We start from the raw sequence: 15,880 nt of genomic DNA on the forward strand, positions 1-15,880 counted from the left end.
AGATTTAACGACGACGTTACTCCAAATTAACCAGCGACCGCTTAAAATACTCGACTGGCAAACACCGTATCAGGTTATGCTGACAAATTTGTCCAAAAATTCGGATTAAATTTGCAATCTACCTTTGATCCAATTTTAGAAATCGATTATTTTTCTAATTTTAAAGCATACTTTGCAGCAGTAAGGTATATTCCACTTATTCGACAAGAATGGAATGACATGAGGGTTATTAATCCGTATGGATTAATAACTAGGCAGTTTTGGAATGAGAAGATTACAGTGAATATTAAACATTATATTAACAGCTCGGAGAGTTTTTTCTTTGTGCTGACATACAAAGAAAAATGGATCAGCGTAATAGATGGAGAAAAAACAGTTCAGCAGTATTTGATTGAGGAGTGTTAGTAGTGAACATTGCAATTGTGCTTAATTATAAAAATTACTCTCAAACAATTGAATGTGCACAGATATTAATTGAAGCGGGTATGGATAGAATTATCATTGTGGATAATGCTTCTCCAAATAATTCTTACTTATTTTTAAAAAAGAATTTCAACAGAAGCCGACAAGTTTTTGTTGTGGAGTCTGAAAAAAATGGTGGATATGCAGAAGGAAACAATTTTGGTTTAGTATTTGCTGAAAAAAAATGGGGAGTCTCGGAAGAGAATGTAGTTTTTATTGTAAATCCGGATGTTGTGGTTAATAGAAAAAGTATCGACAGTATTAGCAATTTTATTTTGGAAAATAAAAAAGCAGCGATAGTTTCTTCTGCTTTAAATGGCACTGTAGATAATGCATGGCACCATATGACACCGATTAGTTCATTTGTGTATAATTTTTGGATACTCAAATGGTTTTTATTAAAATTAGGAATGCGCGAGGGTGGGCACTATACCCTTAACAAGAATAAGGCGTATAGAAGAGTGGACGTAGTTTTAGGAGCTTTTTTTGGAGTGAAACAAGATTTGTTCAAAAACATTGGATATTTCGATAAGGGAACCTTTTTATATTATGAAGAAGAAATCTTATACGCTAAGATGGCAAAAGTTGGTAGGCAGAGTTATATACTCACGGATTCTAATTATAAGCACATTGGAAGAGGTTCTACATCACTGAAAAAAGTTTCCTTTAAAAAAATTAACGATGCTAGTAGGCTATACGTGTTAACGAAGTATTATCATGTTGGAAAAGCTTACCAAATCATAACTAAATTTGTAAATAATTTTGATAATTCTGTTTTGCGAATACTAAATAGGTGAGACGTACTCAAGGAGGTGTTTTTATGAAGGGCATTATATTAGCAGGTGGTTCGGGAACAAGACTTTACCCAATCACCAAAGTCGTATCAAAACAGCTGATACCAGTTTATGATAAGCCAATGATTTATTATCCCTTATCAACGCTTATGTTAGCTGGAATTCAAGATATATTAATCATTTCCACACCAGTAGATACACCACGATTTGAGGACTTGTTTGGCAACGGTCATGACCTGGGGCTAAATATTTCCTATGCTGTCCAAAAGAATCCCAATGGATTAGCTGAAGCTTTCATCATCGGTAAAGAATTTATCGGTGATGATTCAGTCTGTTTAATTCTAGGCGATAATATTTACTATGGTGGTGGCTTGTCGGATATGTTGCAACGTGCTGCAAAAAAAGTTCAAGGAGCTACAGTATTTGGCTATCATGTCAATGATCCTGAACGTTTTGGGGTGGTGGATTTTGATGAGAATATGCATGCCAAGTCTATCGTCGAAAAGCCCAAACATCCTGCAAGTAACTATGCGGTTACTGGCATGTATTTTTATGATAACCAAGTGGTTGACATCGCTCAGGGTATTCGACCATCAGCTCGTGGTGAATTGGAGATCACAGATATTAATCAAGCTTATCTGGCTAAAGATAAACTTGATGTTGAACTGATGGGACGAGGTTTTGCGTGGCTAGATACAGGAACACACGACTCACTTCAGGCTGCTGGTAGTTTCATTGCGACCGTTCAAAAGCGGCAAAACCTAAAGGTGGCGTGTTTGGAAGAAGTTGCTTATCGGATGGGGTATATTGATGCCGATAAAGTTTATGAATTGGCACAGCCACTAAAGAAAAATGATTATGGACAGTATTTATTAAGATTAATCGGGAGGGATTAATTGTGGGCAAACTAAAAATAACGGAAACAAAACTACAGGATGTTAAGATTATTGAACCAGCTATTTTTGGTGATAATCGTGGCTTTTTTACAGAGACTTATTCAGATCGTGATTTTAAGGCTGCGGGTATTAACTTCAACTTCATTCAAGATAACCACTCGTTATCAGCACAGGCAGGGGTTTTGCGAGGCTTGCATTTTCAACGGGGGCAAGCAGCTCAAACAAAATTGATTCGCGTTGTTAGCGGGGCAGTTCTTGATGTGATTGTGGATGTTCGAAAGGGCTCACCTACATATAAGCAATGGGAAGGGTACATCATTTCCGCAAGCAATCATCGTCAGTTATTAGTACCCAAAGGCTATGCTCACGGTTTTGTAACGTTAACAGATAACGTAAATTTCTTATATAAGTGTGACAATTATTACGATGCTGATGCTGATGGCGGTATCACGTTTAAGGACGCTGAGTTAAATATTGACTGGCCGATCGACTTTGATCAAGCAATTACATCTGAAAAGGATGCACAACAGCCAACTTTTGCTGAGTTCGAAAAGGATAATCCATTTGTTTATGGCGAAATTTAGGAGGAAGTCATGAGAAATTTGATTGTGACCGGTGGTGCCGGCTTTATCGGATCTAACTTTGTTCATTATGTTATTGCCAATCATCCGGGAGTGCATGTTACCGTATTAGACAAATTGACATATGCAGGTAACCGGGCTAACCTAGCCGGACTACCGGCCGACCGAGTTGAATTGGTTGTTGGAGATATTTGTGATGCTCAGTTGGTAGATCGGTTGGTTCAGAAGGCTGATGCGGTTGTTCATTATGCGGCCGAAAGTCACAATGATAATTCATTACTAGATCCATCGCCGTTTATCCAAACTAATATTGTTGGCACATATACATTGATTCAGGCCTGTCGTAATCATGATGTTCGGTTCCATCATGTATCAACGGATGAAGTCTATGGAGATTTACCATTACGTGAAGACTTGCCGGGCCACGGTGAGGGTATTGGTGAGAAGTTTACACCGGATAGCCCATATCGACCTAGCAGTCCATACTCGTCTTCAAAGGCTAGCTCCGATCTATTAGTTCGTGCTTGGGTTCGATCGTTTGGTCTGAAAGCTACTATTTCTAACTGTTCAAATAATTATGGCCCATATCAGCACATTGAGAAATTTATTCCTCGGCAAATTACCAATATTCTAAGTGGGATTCGTCCGAAACTATACGGTACGGGTAAGAATGTGCGAGATTGGATTCATACTAATGATCATTCACGAGCTGTCTGGACGATTTTAACCCAAGGTGAAATTGGTGAGACCTATTTGATCGGTGCTAATGGTGAGAAGAATAATCAAGATGTTTTGGAGCTTATCTTGAAGTTAATGGGGCAGCCTAGCGATGCTTATGACCAGGTGAAAGACCGTCCGGGCCACGATTTACGGTATGCGATTGATTCGACTAAGTTACGTGAAGATTTGGGTTGGCAACCTGAATATACTGACTTTGAGACGGGATTACAGCATACGATTAACTGGTACCAGGCGCATGAAGACTGGTGGCGAGCAGAAAAGGCGGAAGTTGAAGCTAAATATGCGCGAAATGGACAATAGGAGTTAACTGATAGTATGAAAATCTTAATCACAGGCGCAAACGGGCAGTTAGGAACAGAACTCCGTCAATTATTAGACAAACGTGGCGTTGACTACATGGCTACGGACTCCAAGCAACTGGATATTACAAAAAAAATGGCAGTTGATACTTACTTTGAAAGCAATCAACCAGATGTAGTGTATGATTGCGCGGCTTATACGGCGGTTGAGGCCGCAGAAGAGGAGCCAGGAAAGACAGCGAATTACGCGGTTAATGTTTCTGGAACACGGAATCTGGCCCAAGCGGCTGAAAAGATCGGGGCGACGTTGGTATATATCAGTACAGATTATGTATTTGACGGGACTAAGTCAGATATGTATTTGGAGACAGATGCCGTTAATCCTAAGAATGAATATGGCTTAGCTAAGTACCAAGGAGAACAAGCAGTTCGAGAAATTATGAGTCACTACTACATTGTTCGAACTTCATGGGTATTTGGCAAGTATGGGAATAATTTTGTATTTACCATGATGAAGCTAGCCCAAACACATGATAAATTGACCGTGGTTAATGACCAGATTGGTCGGCCGACTTGGACAAAGACTTTGGCTGAATTTATGGGTTACGCGGTTGAAGAGAAATTGGCGTATGGGTTATATCAATTGTCCAATGATGACAGTTGTTCTTGGTATGATTTTGCTTGTGAGATTTTAAAGGATACTCAAGTTCAAGTTGAGCCAGTTGATTCTACAGCTTTTCCACAAAAAGCTTATCGACCGAAGCATTCTGTGATGAGTTTGGATAAGGTTAAGGCGACTGGATTTGAGATTCCAACCTGGTCGGAGGCGTTGAAACAGGCAAAATTATAGGACTTACTAGAGTTTCAAAGTAGGGGAGGTAAAGTGCGTGCAAGTCATTAAAAACTATGTATACAATGCGTCCTATCAAGTATTTGTTTTATTAGTTCCGTTAGTTACGATCCCCTACTTAGCAAGAATATTGGGACCTACAGGAGTTGGAATTAATTCTTATACTAATTCTGTTATCCAATATTTTATTCTATTTGGTAGCATCGGTGTGAACTTGTATGGAAACAGGCAAGTCGCTTTTATACGTGATGATAAAGACGCTCTTTCAAGAACTTTTTATGAGATTTTTTTCATGCGTATGTTAACTATACTAATAGCATATCTATTTTTTTTGATTTTCTTGGTGTTAACGAGTCAATACCAGATATATTATCTGGCTCAGTCAATTTCGCTGATTGCAGCGGCATTTGATATTTCTTGGTTTTTTATGGGAGTAGAAAACTTTGCAGTAACGGTGTTGAGAAACTTCATAGTTAAAATCATTACACTATTTTCAATCTTTGTTTTTGTAAGGTCTGAAAGTGATTTGACTAATTATATCCTAATTCTTTCTTTGTCGTTACTCGTGGGGAATTTAACACTATTTCCTAGTCTAAAAAGGTATGTGTATTTGCCAGAACTAAGTAAGTTGCATTTGTGGAAACACTTGTTACCATCTTTAGTCTTATTTATTCCTCAAATGGCGACACAGATTTACCTTATTGTAAATAAAACAATGTTGGGGCTTATGACATCGGTTGAAGCTGCGGGCTATTTCGATCAGTCCGATAAATTGATAAAGATGGTTTTAGCAATTGTAACTGCAACAGGAACTGTTATGTTGCCTCATGTTGCAAATGCGTTTGCAAAAGGTGAGAAAGAAAAAACTAAAATTTACTTATATAGAGGATTTGCATTTGTAAATATTATGGCAGTACCGATGATGTTTGGGCTTGTTGCCGTAACACCCAAACTAGTTCCTCTATTTTTTTCTGACAAGTTCAAAGTAGTTACGTCATTATTGATAATGGAAGCCATTGTTATTTTATTTATCTCTTGGGGAAGTGTAGTTGGTAATCAGTATTTATTACCGACAAAGCAAATGAAAAGTTATACAAGTTCTGTAATACTTGGTGCTTTTGTTAATGTGATAATGAATATACCGTTAATTTATTTTTGGGGAGCACGGGGAGCTGTTATTACAACGGTAATTTCAGAGGCAGTAGTATCAGGATATCAACTGTTTTCTGTCCGAAATCAAGTAAATTTCCATCGAATGTTTGAGGGCTTTGGGAAATGTATGTGTGCTGGCCTGGGAATGTTTATTGTTGTAGAGGTTTTGGATACGACGCTACCAGTTAGTTGGACAATGTTGCTATTAGAAATTATGGCTGGTATATTTACCTACTTAGTGCTACTAATTTTGTTTCGAGTTCAAGCGATAAAATCGATTATTAAATTAGTTAAAGATCGTAAATAAGGAAGACTTGAGTGAGAATATAAAATGGAGACAGGATATATTCACGTATGTGAAACAATCGAAATTATTTTAATCGTTTGTCATATTATTTTACCCAACAATAAATTTCCAAATGATTACTACCAATTTATCAAAGACACTGGTTAATATTCAAAGATTTATGGGAACAGTAAAATAGAGTAACTAAGGTAAGTCAATTCTGACAGTTTTGAAGGGACGCTTAACAAAAATGCAGCATAGAAGAAGAAAACATACAGTTCGTAACACAACTTTTATTGTTGTTCTACTGCTTTTAATTGGTGGTTCAGCGTATGGCATGACACGCTACAGAAGCATTAAGAATGCTGTCAACAGTTCGTTTAATGCATCTGGTATAACTAAAGAACGTGATGTAAATAAACAATTAGCTGGTAAGAAGCCCATCTCAATTCTCCTATTGGGAACTGATACGGGCGCATTGGGTCGGAGCTATAAGGGACGAACCGACAGTATGATGGTTGTGACCTTAAATCCGACTACTAATAAAACCACAATTACGAGTGTTCCGCGGGACACAGCGGTAACGATTCCTGGTTTTGCTAGTCAGTCACCTTCGAAAATTAACGCAGCTTATGCTTGGGGGCAAGCAAAAACCACTATCGGTACGGTTCAAAAAATGTTAAATATTCCTATCGACTTTTATGCGTTAATTAACATGGGTGGTATGGAAAAAGTTATTGATCAGGTTGGTGGTGTTGATGTTACGCCAACGTTAGGCTTTACTTATGAAGGCTACACTTTTAAAAAAGGTGTTAAAGCCCACATGAATGGGAAGAAAGCATTGGCTTATTCTCGGATGCGGTATGATGATCCAGACAATGACTATGGCCGACAGAAGCGGCAACGGGCTGTTCTGATGGCGTTGGTTAAGAAGAGTGGTTCAATCTCAACATTACTTAATCAGAGCTTCATCAGTTCTTTAGCTAAGCAAACACAAACTGATTTAACCTTTGATGATTTAACGAGTTTAGCGCAGAATTATCGGTCAGCCACCAAAAACTTGAAGGAAACACACCTCCAAGGGACTGGTAAGGAACTTAACGACCAGAGCATGGAAGTTATGAAAAAGTCCGAACTCCAACGTGTGACGAACTTTATTCGTAATGGATTGAGCTTATCATATAAGAAGACTGGATCAATTGCGGTTTTTAGTAGTACGAATTCGAAGAGTAAGAGTCGCTCCAGCTCTAGTACGGGGACAAATGCAACAACCGCCAATAGCGGAACAAACAATAGTGATTATGGATACGGTTATTAAGCAGAATAGAGGGTATTTAGAAAGCAGTGGTAAGCTAAGTGCTTCCGCTGTTTTCTTTTACCATCAGATAAGCTAGACTGAAGTCAGATAAGCTTTGAAAGAAGGAGCGGGTGAACGATGCATTTATTAGTTACTGGCGGAGCGGGCTTCATAGGTGCCAACTTTGTGCATGACATTGTCCGAGAGCATCCAACGACTGATGTAACAGTGCTCGACAAGCTAACCTATGCTGGCAATCGTGCTAATTTAGCCGATTTGCCAGCTGAACGAGTTCGATTAGTCGTTGGGGACATCACTGATGCTGGATTAGTTGATCGACTGGTCTCTCAGACCGATGCGGTGGTACATTACGCCGCTGAGAGCCATAACGACCGCTCACTACATAATCCGGATCCATTTGTTCAGACAAATATCGTGGGTACGTATACGTTACTTCAAGCCTGCCACAAATATAATGTGCGGTTTCATCAAATTTCTACGGATGAAGTGTATGGTGATCTTCCATTACGTTCTACCGGGAGTACCGCAATGTTTACGTCTGATAGCCGGTATAATCCTAGCAGTCCTTACGCCGCAACCAAGGCCAGTGCCGACATGTTGGTTCGGGCGTGGGTTCGGTCGTTTGGACTGCGGGCAACAATTTCGAACTGTTCTAACAATTACGGTCCTTACCAATATGTTGAAAAGTTTATCCCACGTCAAATTACCAATATTTTAAGTGGTCGACGGCCTAAGCTATATGGACAGGGGATGAACGTGCGCGATTGGATTCATGTGAGTGATCATTCGCGGGCAGTTTGGGAGATTCTGATGCATGGTGAGATTGGTCAGACGTACTTGATTGGTGCTAATGGTGAACGGAGTAATCGTGATGTTTTAGCCCTTATTTTGAAGCTAATGGGTCGGTCTGCCGATGCTTTCGATTGGGTAGCTGACCGAGCGGGGCATGATCGACGTTATGCGATTGATGCAACAAAGCTTCGCAATGAGCTAGGGTGGCAGCCAGAGGTCACCGACTTTGAAGCCGGCTTACAGCAAACCATTGACTGGTACCGTGCAAATGAGAGTTGGTGGCGGCCGGTAAAAGCTCAGGTTGAGGCCGGGTATCGGGTACATGGGCAGTGAACTGTAAACAAGGTCCGCTGTTTCAATGCGACAAAAAAAGAGATGCGACGATTTCAATCAATAAAATCATCGTATCTCTTTTGCGTTCCTATTAATTAATATCCCCGTGACACATCCGCCACATTAACGTGTAGTGAACCATCCTGCACAAAACTTTCAACGTTATCGCGAAGATAATCGAAGATTGGTAAGGCGTTGTCTGGCGCAAAACCAGTTTGGTGGGGAGTGATTAAGACGTTCGGGTAATTCCACAGTTTAGAGTCCTTAGGTAGTGGTTCATTTTCGAAAACATCTAGGGCTGCATGTAAGACGTTTTGATAGAGTAGGGCGTGCATCAGTGCCTGCTCATCAACTGACTTTCCTCGACCAACATTCACGAAAATTCGGAGTCCGTTCAGTTGGTTAAAGTAAGCTTCATTAAAGTAATGAGTGGTCTCTGCTGTTGCGGGCATCGCATTGATAATAATATCTGCATCCTTGACCAAGTCAGCATCATCTTGCATGGCAACTGCACCTTGGAAACCCGTCACGCCATGCCCAGATCGGTTAACGCCAAATGGGTAGTTGCCAAAGCCGTTTAGCAGGTTGGCAATGGCTTGACCAATACTTCCGGTCCCATAAATAACGACCTTCTGGTTAGCTAACACATCCAAGTCACTCCGAGCCGGTTGTTGCCAGAAGTGACCAGCCTGATTCTTTATGGCTTCATTGAAGCCACGTAAGAAGTATAGCAGGTAGCCCAATGTTGATTCGGCAATTGCGCCCGAGTAAGCACCACTGGCATTGGTAACCTGAATATGGTGTTCGCGAATCCAATCAAGTGGGAGATAATCAATCCCTGCACTGACCGTCTGAATCCACTTCACCTGGTTAGCTGGGTTTTGGAGGACTGCCAAACCATGTTGGCGGCTCCACCCAAAGATGATACTAATCTCTGTGGCACTTTGCCACTCACTAGCGGGGACGACCGTCACGTCTTGATCCGCCAATTCACGGGTCTGAGCGGGCGTTAATGCTTGAAATGCAAGAATTTTTTCTGTCATCACAAAAGGCCTCCTTAACTTCGTTCGGTTACTCTTATTTTAGCACGTGTTTGTTAATTTCTCGCATAAAAATCTTCGGGCGCTAAAGTAACCGGTTACATGATATGCGACACCTTTTCAAATCTGTTACGGAGTTGACCGAACAAAATGCGGTGAAAAATCGCACAAATACCACAAACTTTGCAGATATTCGTAACCAATCATTGAAACTTGACTTATCACTCGATATAATGAAGTCAAGACAGCAATTATTTATTTACACTAACAACGATTGGGGAGGTTAGAACAATGTTCAATCTGGGTCTGGATATCCTTGGGCTTGCCCGTTTCCAGTTCGCCATGACAACGGTGTTTCACTTTTTCTTCGTACCGTTGTCAATCGGTCTGGCGTTTGTCGTGGCCGTGATGGAAACGATGTACGCAATCAAGGGTGATGAGGATTACAAGAAAATGGCGCAGTTCTGGGGCAAAATTTTCCTGTATAGCTTTGCCGTTGGGGTTGTGACCGGGATCATTCAAGAGTTCCAATTTGGGATGAACTGGTCGGAATACTCACGTTTTATGGGGGACATCTTCGGTGCGCCATTAGCCATTGAAGCCCTCGCCGCATTCTTCCTGGAATCCACGTTTATTGGGATGTGGATGTTTACTTGGGATCGATTTAACAAATGGGTTCACACGTTATTTATTTGGTTGGTCATGTTCGGGTCATCACTGTCTGCCTTATGGATCTTGGCTGCCAATAGTTTCATGCAAAATCCATTGGGTTACATCATCAACCAAAAGACTGGACACGTCCAAATGACGAGTTTCGGTCAAGTTGTGGGGAACCCGCAACTGTGGAATGAATTTCCGCACGTAATTTTTGGGGCATTTGTAACCGCTTCGTTTGTGATTGCCGGCTGCTGTGCTTGGCGCTTACTCAAGAAAGACCACGTGTCCTTCTACCGTAAGTCCATGAACGTTGCCTTAGTCATTGGGTTGATTTTCTCACTAGGTTCTATCGCCAGTGGGGACTTCCAAACCCGTTATCTGATTAACAATCAACCAATGAAGTTCGCTGCCATGGAAGGGCTCTATAAGGACTCCACCAACAAGGGTGAATGGTCGGCGGTTTCCACCTTCGACACTAAGCAACACAAGTCGACGTGGTCGATCGACGTGCCATATGTTTTGAACTTATTAAGTTATCACAAGACGACCGGGACCGTTAAAGGCATGAACACCATCAATAAGGAGTTACATGCCAAGTATGACAAGAAGTTTGGTAGCGATATGAATTACTACGTCCCAACCAATACCTTGTTCTGGAGCTTCCGGATTATGGCCGGTGCTGGCGCTTTGTTTGCCTTATTGGCCATTGTTGGATTGATTATGAACCGTAAGAAGTCACAGGCTATCATGAAGCAGCGGTGGTTCTTATACATCATGGGACTATGCCTCTGGTTACCATTCGTCGTTAACACGGCTGGGTGGTTTGTCACTGAGTTTGGTCGCTACCCATGGATTGTTTATGGCCTGTTGACGATCGCTGATGCCGTTTCACCAAATGTTTCCGTAGCCTCGTTACTGACCAGTAACATCGTCTACTTCTTAATGTTTGCTGGGATGGGGCTTGTGATGGTTGTGCTCAGTCATCGAGCTTTGAAGGCTGGTCCAGACGTCGACAACACAGATGGTTATGCCACGAGTGATACCGAGCTTGATCCATATTCGAAGGGGGCGTTCAACCATGACTAGTCTACAATTACTCTGGTTTATTCTGATTGGCGTCTTGTTCAGTGGGTTCTTCTTCCTTGAAGGGTTTGACTTCGGCGTCGGCATGTTGATTAAGAGCTTTGCCAAAAATGATGCTGAACGTGACGTGGTTATCCGTTCCATTGGACCTCACTGGGACGGTAACGAAGTATGGCTGATTACAGCTGGTGGGGCAATGTTTGCCTCATTCCCAATGTGGTATGCCACCCTGTTTTCTGGGTATTACCTCGTCTTATTCTGCATTCTAGCCGCCTTGATTTTCCGGGGAGTCTCCTTTGAATTCCGGGCTAACATGGAAACTCAGCGTTGGCGGACCTTTTGGGAATGGGCTGGTACGATTGGTAGTTTCTGTGCCGCCTTTCTCTTCGGGATGCTATTTACATCCATGATTAAGGGGATGCCTATTGATAAGAACGGCGATATGACAGCGCACTTCTTTGATTACGTGAACCTGTTCTCCATCGTCGGTGGGGTGGCCATTGTGGTCCTCTGTCTGGTTCATGGGTTGAACTTCATTCGGTTGAAGACCACCGGTGAACTGCGTGAACGTGCTTTGTCTTGGAATAAGGTTCTCTATCCGGTACTCTTTGCCGGTGAGGTCGTCTTTGCCATTCTCTTATTCTTCTTTACAGATTTCTTCAGTAAGAAGCCGATGACCACGACGGCCATTGTAGTCGCGTTAGTTGTCTTTACCTGCTTAGCTTACTGGGGCGTCTTAAAGAATCATGAATGGTTGTCCTTTATCGGTAGTGGTCTAGGCTTGATTAGCGTTGTGGTTTTGATCTTTAATGGGTTATTCCCACGGGTCATGGTAGCCAACAATCCGGCTTACTCCTTACTAATCAAGAACTCTTCGAACTCCCCGTACACGTTACACCTGATGACCATCTTGACCTTTAGCATCTTGCCAATCGTCCTGATCTACTTCATCTGGAGCTACTGGGTCTTCTACAAGCGTTTAGCGTCACCGAAACAAAATGCTTAAATAAAATTCAGCGAAAACGCCGCTTCAGCAAGTTCTGACACGCGAAAAATGCTATCATAGCATTAGTGTTATCACTTGTTACGGGGGGGCGTTTTTTTGATTGATCAACGTGTTTTCAAATTTCCGGGTATTAAGCCGGCGATGGTGATTGAGACGATTCTAACCATCGTTCAAGCCATTATGATTATTCTGCAGGCCCAATACTTATCTGTGGCCATCGTCCGGTTATGGCGTCAACAGCCCGTTGGCACCATTGTCACACCCTTGGCGTTATTTGCGGTAGCGTTTTTGGCGCGACATTTATTAACCGTTTTCAAGAACTGGTGTCTCTATCCTTTTGTGGAGAAAAGCACCAAGACCTTACGGCAACAGTTTATGGCGAAGTTATTTGACCTTGGCCCCAGCGTTGTCGCCGAAAAGGGGACCGGGAATGTCGTTACCATGGGGCTAGAGGGCATTGACAAGATTCAGACCTATCTGATGATGATTATCGGTAAGGTGGTGGATCTGTCGATTACGCCGTGGCTAGTCCTGATCTACATTGCAACCATTCAGTGGAAAGAGGCGCTGTTCTTACTGGCTATTTACCCCTTAATTATTCTTTTTATGATTATTCTGGGACTAGCAGCACAAGCCAGAGCCGACCGGCAATATGCCGGATATCAACGGCTCTCCAACCATTTTGTGGATACCCTGCGGGGTCTGCCCACGCTTAAACAGTTGGGGCTAAATGAACAGTATGCCGATAACGTCTATCAAGTCAGTGAAGATTATCGCAAGAAAACGATGGCCACACTGACCATTGCTATGACATCGACCTTTGCGCTCGATTTCTTTACCACGTTATCGATTGCTATTGTGGCGGTCTTTTTAGGTTTTGGGTTAATGGATAGTACGATTCAGCTGTTGCCAGCGCTGGTTATTTTAACGTTGGCACCCGATTATTTTGCCCCTATTCGTAATTTTGCCAATGATTATCATGCGACGTTGAATGGGAAGAATGCCCTAACAGCGGTCTTGGATGTCTTACAGCGGCCAGTGCCGACTGATCGGACGTTATTGCCTGAACGCAATCCGGTTTGGCAAGCAGACGACACGATTCAGTTTGAACACGTCAATGTGAGCTACGGTGATGGGGCACCGACACTTCATGACTTGAATTTTCGCGTTCAAGGGTTTCAAAAGATTGGTATTATTGGTGCTTCTGGTTCAGGGAAGTCGACGCTGATTAATACCTTAGGCGGCTTTCTCAGCCCGCGTGACGGCCAAATCACAGTGAATGATGTGACAGTGCCACATTTGGATCAAACGGCTTGGCAGCACAGTTTTGTCTATATTCCGCAGTCACCCTATTTATTCCATGCCAGCTTACGGGATAATCTGGCTTTCTACGCACCTGATGCCAGTGATGACGCGGTTGCAGCTGCTGCGGATAAAGCCGGATTGCAAGACTGGATTGCCAGTCTACCTGATGGTTTAGCGACGCCGATTGGCGAAGGTGCTCGTGGCGTCAGTGGGGGGCAAGCGCAACGGATTGCGTTAGCCCGGGCCTTCCTGGATGATTCCCGGCGGATTCTATTGTTTGATGAGCCGACTGCCCACTTAGATATTGAAACCGAAGTTGAATTGAAGCAAACGATGCTACCGGTCTTTGAGAATCACGTGGTTTTCTTTGCCACGCACCGGCTTCACTGGATGAACGAAATGGATTATATTTTAGTTCTGGATCACGGCAAAATTGTGGAACAGGGAACACCTGACGACTTACAACGCCGCAATGGGGCTTACGTCCGGCTACGATCAGAGATGGAAGGGGCGACGACCAAATGAAGGGTTTCTTGACAACCTTTAAGCACGACCACTGGGTAATGCCTTATCTGCGACGTTACCGCAAGTTGTTGGTACTCGTGCTGTTCTTAGGTTTTATGACGTTCTTTTGTGGTGGCGCGTTGATGTTTAACTCCGGCTATCTGATTAGTCGAGCAGCGACACACCCTTATAATATTTTGATGATTTATGTCCCGATTGTCCTAGCCCGGGCCTTTGGGATCGGCCGGCCAGCCTTTCGTTACGCGGAACGGTTAACCAGTCATAACTGGGTATTGCGGATTGTCTCGGACTTTCGTAAGCGCCTGTATCAGGCAGTGGAAAAGCAAGCCGTTGCCATTCGGCAAACGCATCAAACGGGGGATGTCCTCAGTATTCTAGCTGATGACATTGATCACATTGAAAACCTCTATTTGCGCACGGTCTTTCCGTTAGTGATTGGTTGGCTATTGTATTTATTTGTCGTTGTTGGGATTGGTTACTTCAATTGGGCCTTTGGGTTACTCATGCTCATCTTATTGGGCGTCATTGTGATTGTTATGCCGTTAGTATCGGTCGCCGCAAATGGTCGCCGTGAATTTCAGGCGCGACAAGTCCAGCGGCAATTCTATACCCAATTGACAGATGCCGTATTGGGGCTCGGGGACTGGTTGATTTCTGGCCGCCGACAAGCTTTTTTGCAGCAACAAGAGCAACCCATCGACCGCATTGCCACCCTGCGGCGGGCTGACCACCATTTCCAGTGGTGGCGGAATTTTGCCATTCAGTTTGTTTTTGGTGCCGCAGTGGTTCTAATTGTGTGGTGGGCTGGCGTGACGTTCACGCATAATCAGGCAGAAGCTAACTGGGTAGCGGCGTTTGGCTTGGCCCTATTTCCGGCCGTGGAACCCTTTGCTGATATGAGTCAAGGCGTTAGTGAATGGCCAGTCTACCAGGATTCAATTCGGCGGGTTAACAGTCTGGATGAGGTCACACCGGAGCAACCAGTCGCACAAACCACCATTGGGCCGCTTACCGATTTGACGCTGGATCATGTGCGATTCACTTATTCGGGGGCCAAACGAGAAGTCCTAAGTGATTTATCGCTTACGTTACATCCCGGAGAAAAACTGGCGCTACTGGGTCCCAGCGGTACCGGTAAAAGTACGCTGCTGAAACTGATTTTAGGGGATGAACAGCCCAACAGCGGGCGGGTTACTTTAAATGGGGTGTCCATTGATCAACTACAGGCGCAACGGGCACAGCTCTTTGGTGTGCTTGACCAACAACCCTATTTATTTAACACGACCGTGATGAACAATGTTCGGCTAGGAAACTTGCAGGCGACGGATGATGACGTTCGGGCGGCGGTCAAGGCGGTTGAACTCGATGAGCTGATTAGCCGATTGCCCGATGGGTATAATACACAGGTTCAAGAGGCCGGTAGCCGCTTTTCTGGCGGTGAACGTCAGCGGTTATCCTTGGCACGGATCTTACTTCAAGATGCACCGATTATCATTTTAGATGAACCTACCGTTAGCTTGGACCCGATTACGGAACAACACTTGTTGGATACCGTCTTTAAGGTTCTACATGATAAGACGATCATCTGGGTAACGCACCATTTGGCGGGGATTAACCATGTCGATCAGGTCCGCTTCATTGAGCATGGTCAGTTCGACATGCAAGGGAGTCCGCAAGATCTGTATCAAAATAATGCTCGTTTTCGGGCTTTGTATGATTTGGATCGCGGCCATTAAAGTCTTAGGAAATTTGGGACGTCA

Annotated in this window: 13 protein-coding genes and 1 pseudogene; 13 read left to right on the plus strand and 1 reads right to left on the minus strand. The window is 43.3% G+C overall.

All coding sequences use genetic code 11. The annotated features are described in order from the left end of the window. From ACP4IT_RS06630 to rfbB (ACP4IT_RS06670), 9 genes and pseudogenes are all read left to right on the plus strand, one after another. A pseudogene (locus ACP4IT_RS06630) lies at window positions 1-109 on the plus strand (IS30 family transposase); the annotation flags it as partial. A gap of 298 nt (window positions 110-407) precedes the next feature. Further along, window positions 408-1,259, plus strand: a complete 852-nt coding sequence (locus ACP4IT_RS06635; protein ID WP_267160801.1) for a glycosyltransferase — start codon at window positions 408-410, stop codon at window positions 1,257-1,259. A 23-nt stretch (window positions 1,260-1,282) separates the two neighbouring features. Beyond that, window positions 1,283-2,152 carry a glucose-1-phosphate thymidylyltransferase RfbA gene (gene rfbA, locus ACP4IT_RS06640; protein ID WP_407337159.1) on the plus strand — a complete coding sequence of 290 codons (870 nt, stop codon included), beginning with the start codon at window positions 1,283-1,285 and terminating at the stop codon, window positions 2,150-2,152. A gap of 2 nt (window positions 2,153-2,154) precedes the next feature. Further along, on the plus strand, window positions 2,155-2,736 hold the full coding sequence (gene rfbC / locus ACP4IT_RS06645) for a dTDP-4-dehydrorhamnose 3,5-epimerase (protein WP_015474001.1): 582 nt from the start codon (window positions 2,155-2,157) through the stop codon (window positions 2,734-2,736). A 9-nt stretch (window positions 2,737-2,745) separates the two neighbouring features. Then, window positions 2,746-3,774, plus strand: coding sequence for a dTDP-glucose 4,6-dehydratase (rfbB, locus tag ACP4IT_RS06650; RefSeq protein ID WP_407337158.1), 1,029 nt, complete (start codon window positions 2,746-2,748; stop codon window positions 3,772-3,774). 15 nt (window positions 3,775-3,789) lie between these two features. Further along, complete coding sequence (gene rfbD, locus ACP4IT_RS06655) at window positions 3,790-4,623, plus strand: dTDP-4-dehydrorhamnose reductase (RefSeq protein ID WP_407337156.1); 834 nt, start codon at window positions 3,790-3,792, stop codon at window positions 4,621-4,623. Between the two features lie 37 nt (window positions 4,624-4,660). Further along, the gene (locus ACP4IT_RS06660; RefSeq protein WP_267160848.1) at window positions 4,661-6,082 is read left to right on the plus strand and encodes a polysaccharide biosynthesis C-terminal domain-containing protein; all 1,422 of its coding nucleotides are present in this window, start codon (window positions 4,661-4,663) and stop codon (window positions 6,080-6,082) included. 229 nt (window positions 6,083-6,311) lie between these two features. Then, window positions 6,312-7,379 carry an LCP family protein gene (locus ACP4IT_RS06665; RefSeq protein WP_407337154.1) on the plus strand — a complete coding sequence of 356 codons (1,068 nt, stop codon included), beginning with the start codon at window positions 6,312-6,314 and terminating at the stop codon, window positions 7,377-7,379. A gap of 117 nt (window positions 7,380-7,496) precedes the next feature. Continuing rightward, window positions 7,497-8,504, plus strand: a complete 1,008-nt coding sequence (gene rfbB / locus ACP4IT_RS06670; RefSeq protein ID WP_267160898.1) for a dTDP-glucose 4,6-dehydratase — start codon at window positions 7,497-7,499, stop codon at window positions 8,502-8,504. Window positions 8,505-8,599: 95 nt separating this feature from the next. On the opposite strand, the gene ACP4IT_RS06675 is transcribed toward rfbB (ACP4IT_RS06670), so the two are convergent. Then, window positions 8,600-9,547, minus strand: a complete 948-nt coding sequence (locus ACP4IT_RS06675) for a phosphoglycerate dehydrogenase (protein WP_024855536.1) — start codon at window positions 9,545-9,547, stop codon at window positions 8,600-8,602. 288 nt (window positions 9,548-9,835) lie between these two features. Here ACP4IT_RS06675 and ACP4IT_RS06680 point away from each other — a divergent pair, with 288 nt between their 5' ends. From ACP4IT_RS06680 to cydC, 4 genes are all read left to right on the plus strand, one after another. Further along, window positions 9,836-11,287, plus strand: a complete 1,452-nt coding sequence (locus ACP4IT_RS06680; protein WP_139588308.1) for a cytochrome ubiquinol oxidase subunit I — start codon at window positions 9,836-9,838, stop codon at window positions 11,285-11,287. Then, complete coding sequence (cydB, locus tag ACP4IT_RS06685; RefSeq protein WP_021742718.1) at window positions 11,280-12,290, plus strand: cytochrome d ubiquinol oxidase subunit II; 1,011 nt, start codon at window positions 11,280-11,282, stop codon at window positions 12,288-12,290. The genes ACP4IT_RS06680 and cydB overlap by 8 nt, the downstream gene beginning before the upstream one ends. 96 nt (window positions 12,291-12,386) lie before the next feature. Next, a complete protein-coding gene (gene cydD, locus ACP4IT_RS06690) occupies window positions 12,387-14,120 on the plus strand; it encodes a thiol reductant ABC exporter subunit CydD (RefSeq protein WP_024855538.1) in 1,734 nt (577 codons plus the stop codon). Continuing rightward, window positions 14,117-15,856, plus strand: coding sequence for a thiol reductant ABC exporter subunit CydC (gene cydC, locus ACP4IT_RS06695; RefSeq protein ID WP_039105295.1), 1,740 nt, complete (start codon window positions 14,117-14,119; stop codon window positions 15,854-15,856). The genes cydD and cydC overlap by 4 nt, the downstream gene beginning before the upstream one ends. The last annotated feature ends 24 nt before the right edge of the window (window positions 15,857-15,880 follow it).

This window comes from Levilactobacillus sp. LN180102 (genome assembly GCF_050106635.1).
Classification (GTDB): Bacteria; Bacillota; Bacilli; order Lactobacillales; family Lactobacillaceae; genus Levilactobacillus; species Levilactobacillus brevis.

Bases quoted from the DNA above. Each gene is read 5' to 3' on its own strand.
- rfbA (WP_407337159.1), top strand. From the start codon at position 1,283: ATGAAGGGCATTATATTAGCAGGTGGTTCGGGAACAAGACTTTACCCA.
- rfbB (WP_407337158.1), top strand. From the start codon at position 2,746: ATGAGAAATTTGATTGTGACCGGTGGTGCCGGCTTTATCGGATCTAAC.
- rfbD (WP_407337156.1), top strand. From the start codon at position 3,790: ATGAAAATCTTAATCACAGGCGCAAACGGGCAGTTAGGAACAGAACTC.
- ACP4IT_RS06665 (WP_407337154.1), top strand. From the start codon at position 6,312: ATGCAGCATAGAAGAAGAAAACATACAGTTCGTAACACAACTTTTATT.
- rfbB (WP_267160898.1), top strand. From the start codon at position 7,497: ATGCATTTATTAGTTACTGGCGGAGCGGGCTTCATAGGTGCCAACTTT.
- ACP4IT_RS06675 (WP_024855536.1), bottom strand. From the start codon at position 9,547: ATGACAGAAAAAATTCTTGCATTTCAAGCATTAACGCCCGCTCAGACC.
- ACP4IT_RS06680 (WP_139588308.1), top strand. From the start codon at position 9,836: ATGTTCAATCTGGGTCTGGATATCCTTGGGCTTGCCCGTTTCCAGTTC.
- cydB (WP_021742718.1), top strand. From the start codon at position 11,280: ATGACTAGTCTACAATTACTCTGGTTTATTCTGATTGGCGTCTTGTTC.
- cydC (WP_039105295.1), top strand. From the start codon at position 14,117: ATGAAGGGTTTCTTGACAACCTTTAAGCACGACCACTGGGTAATGCCT.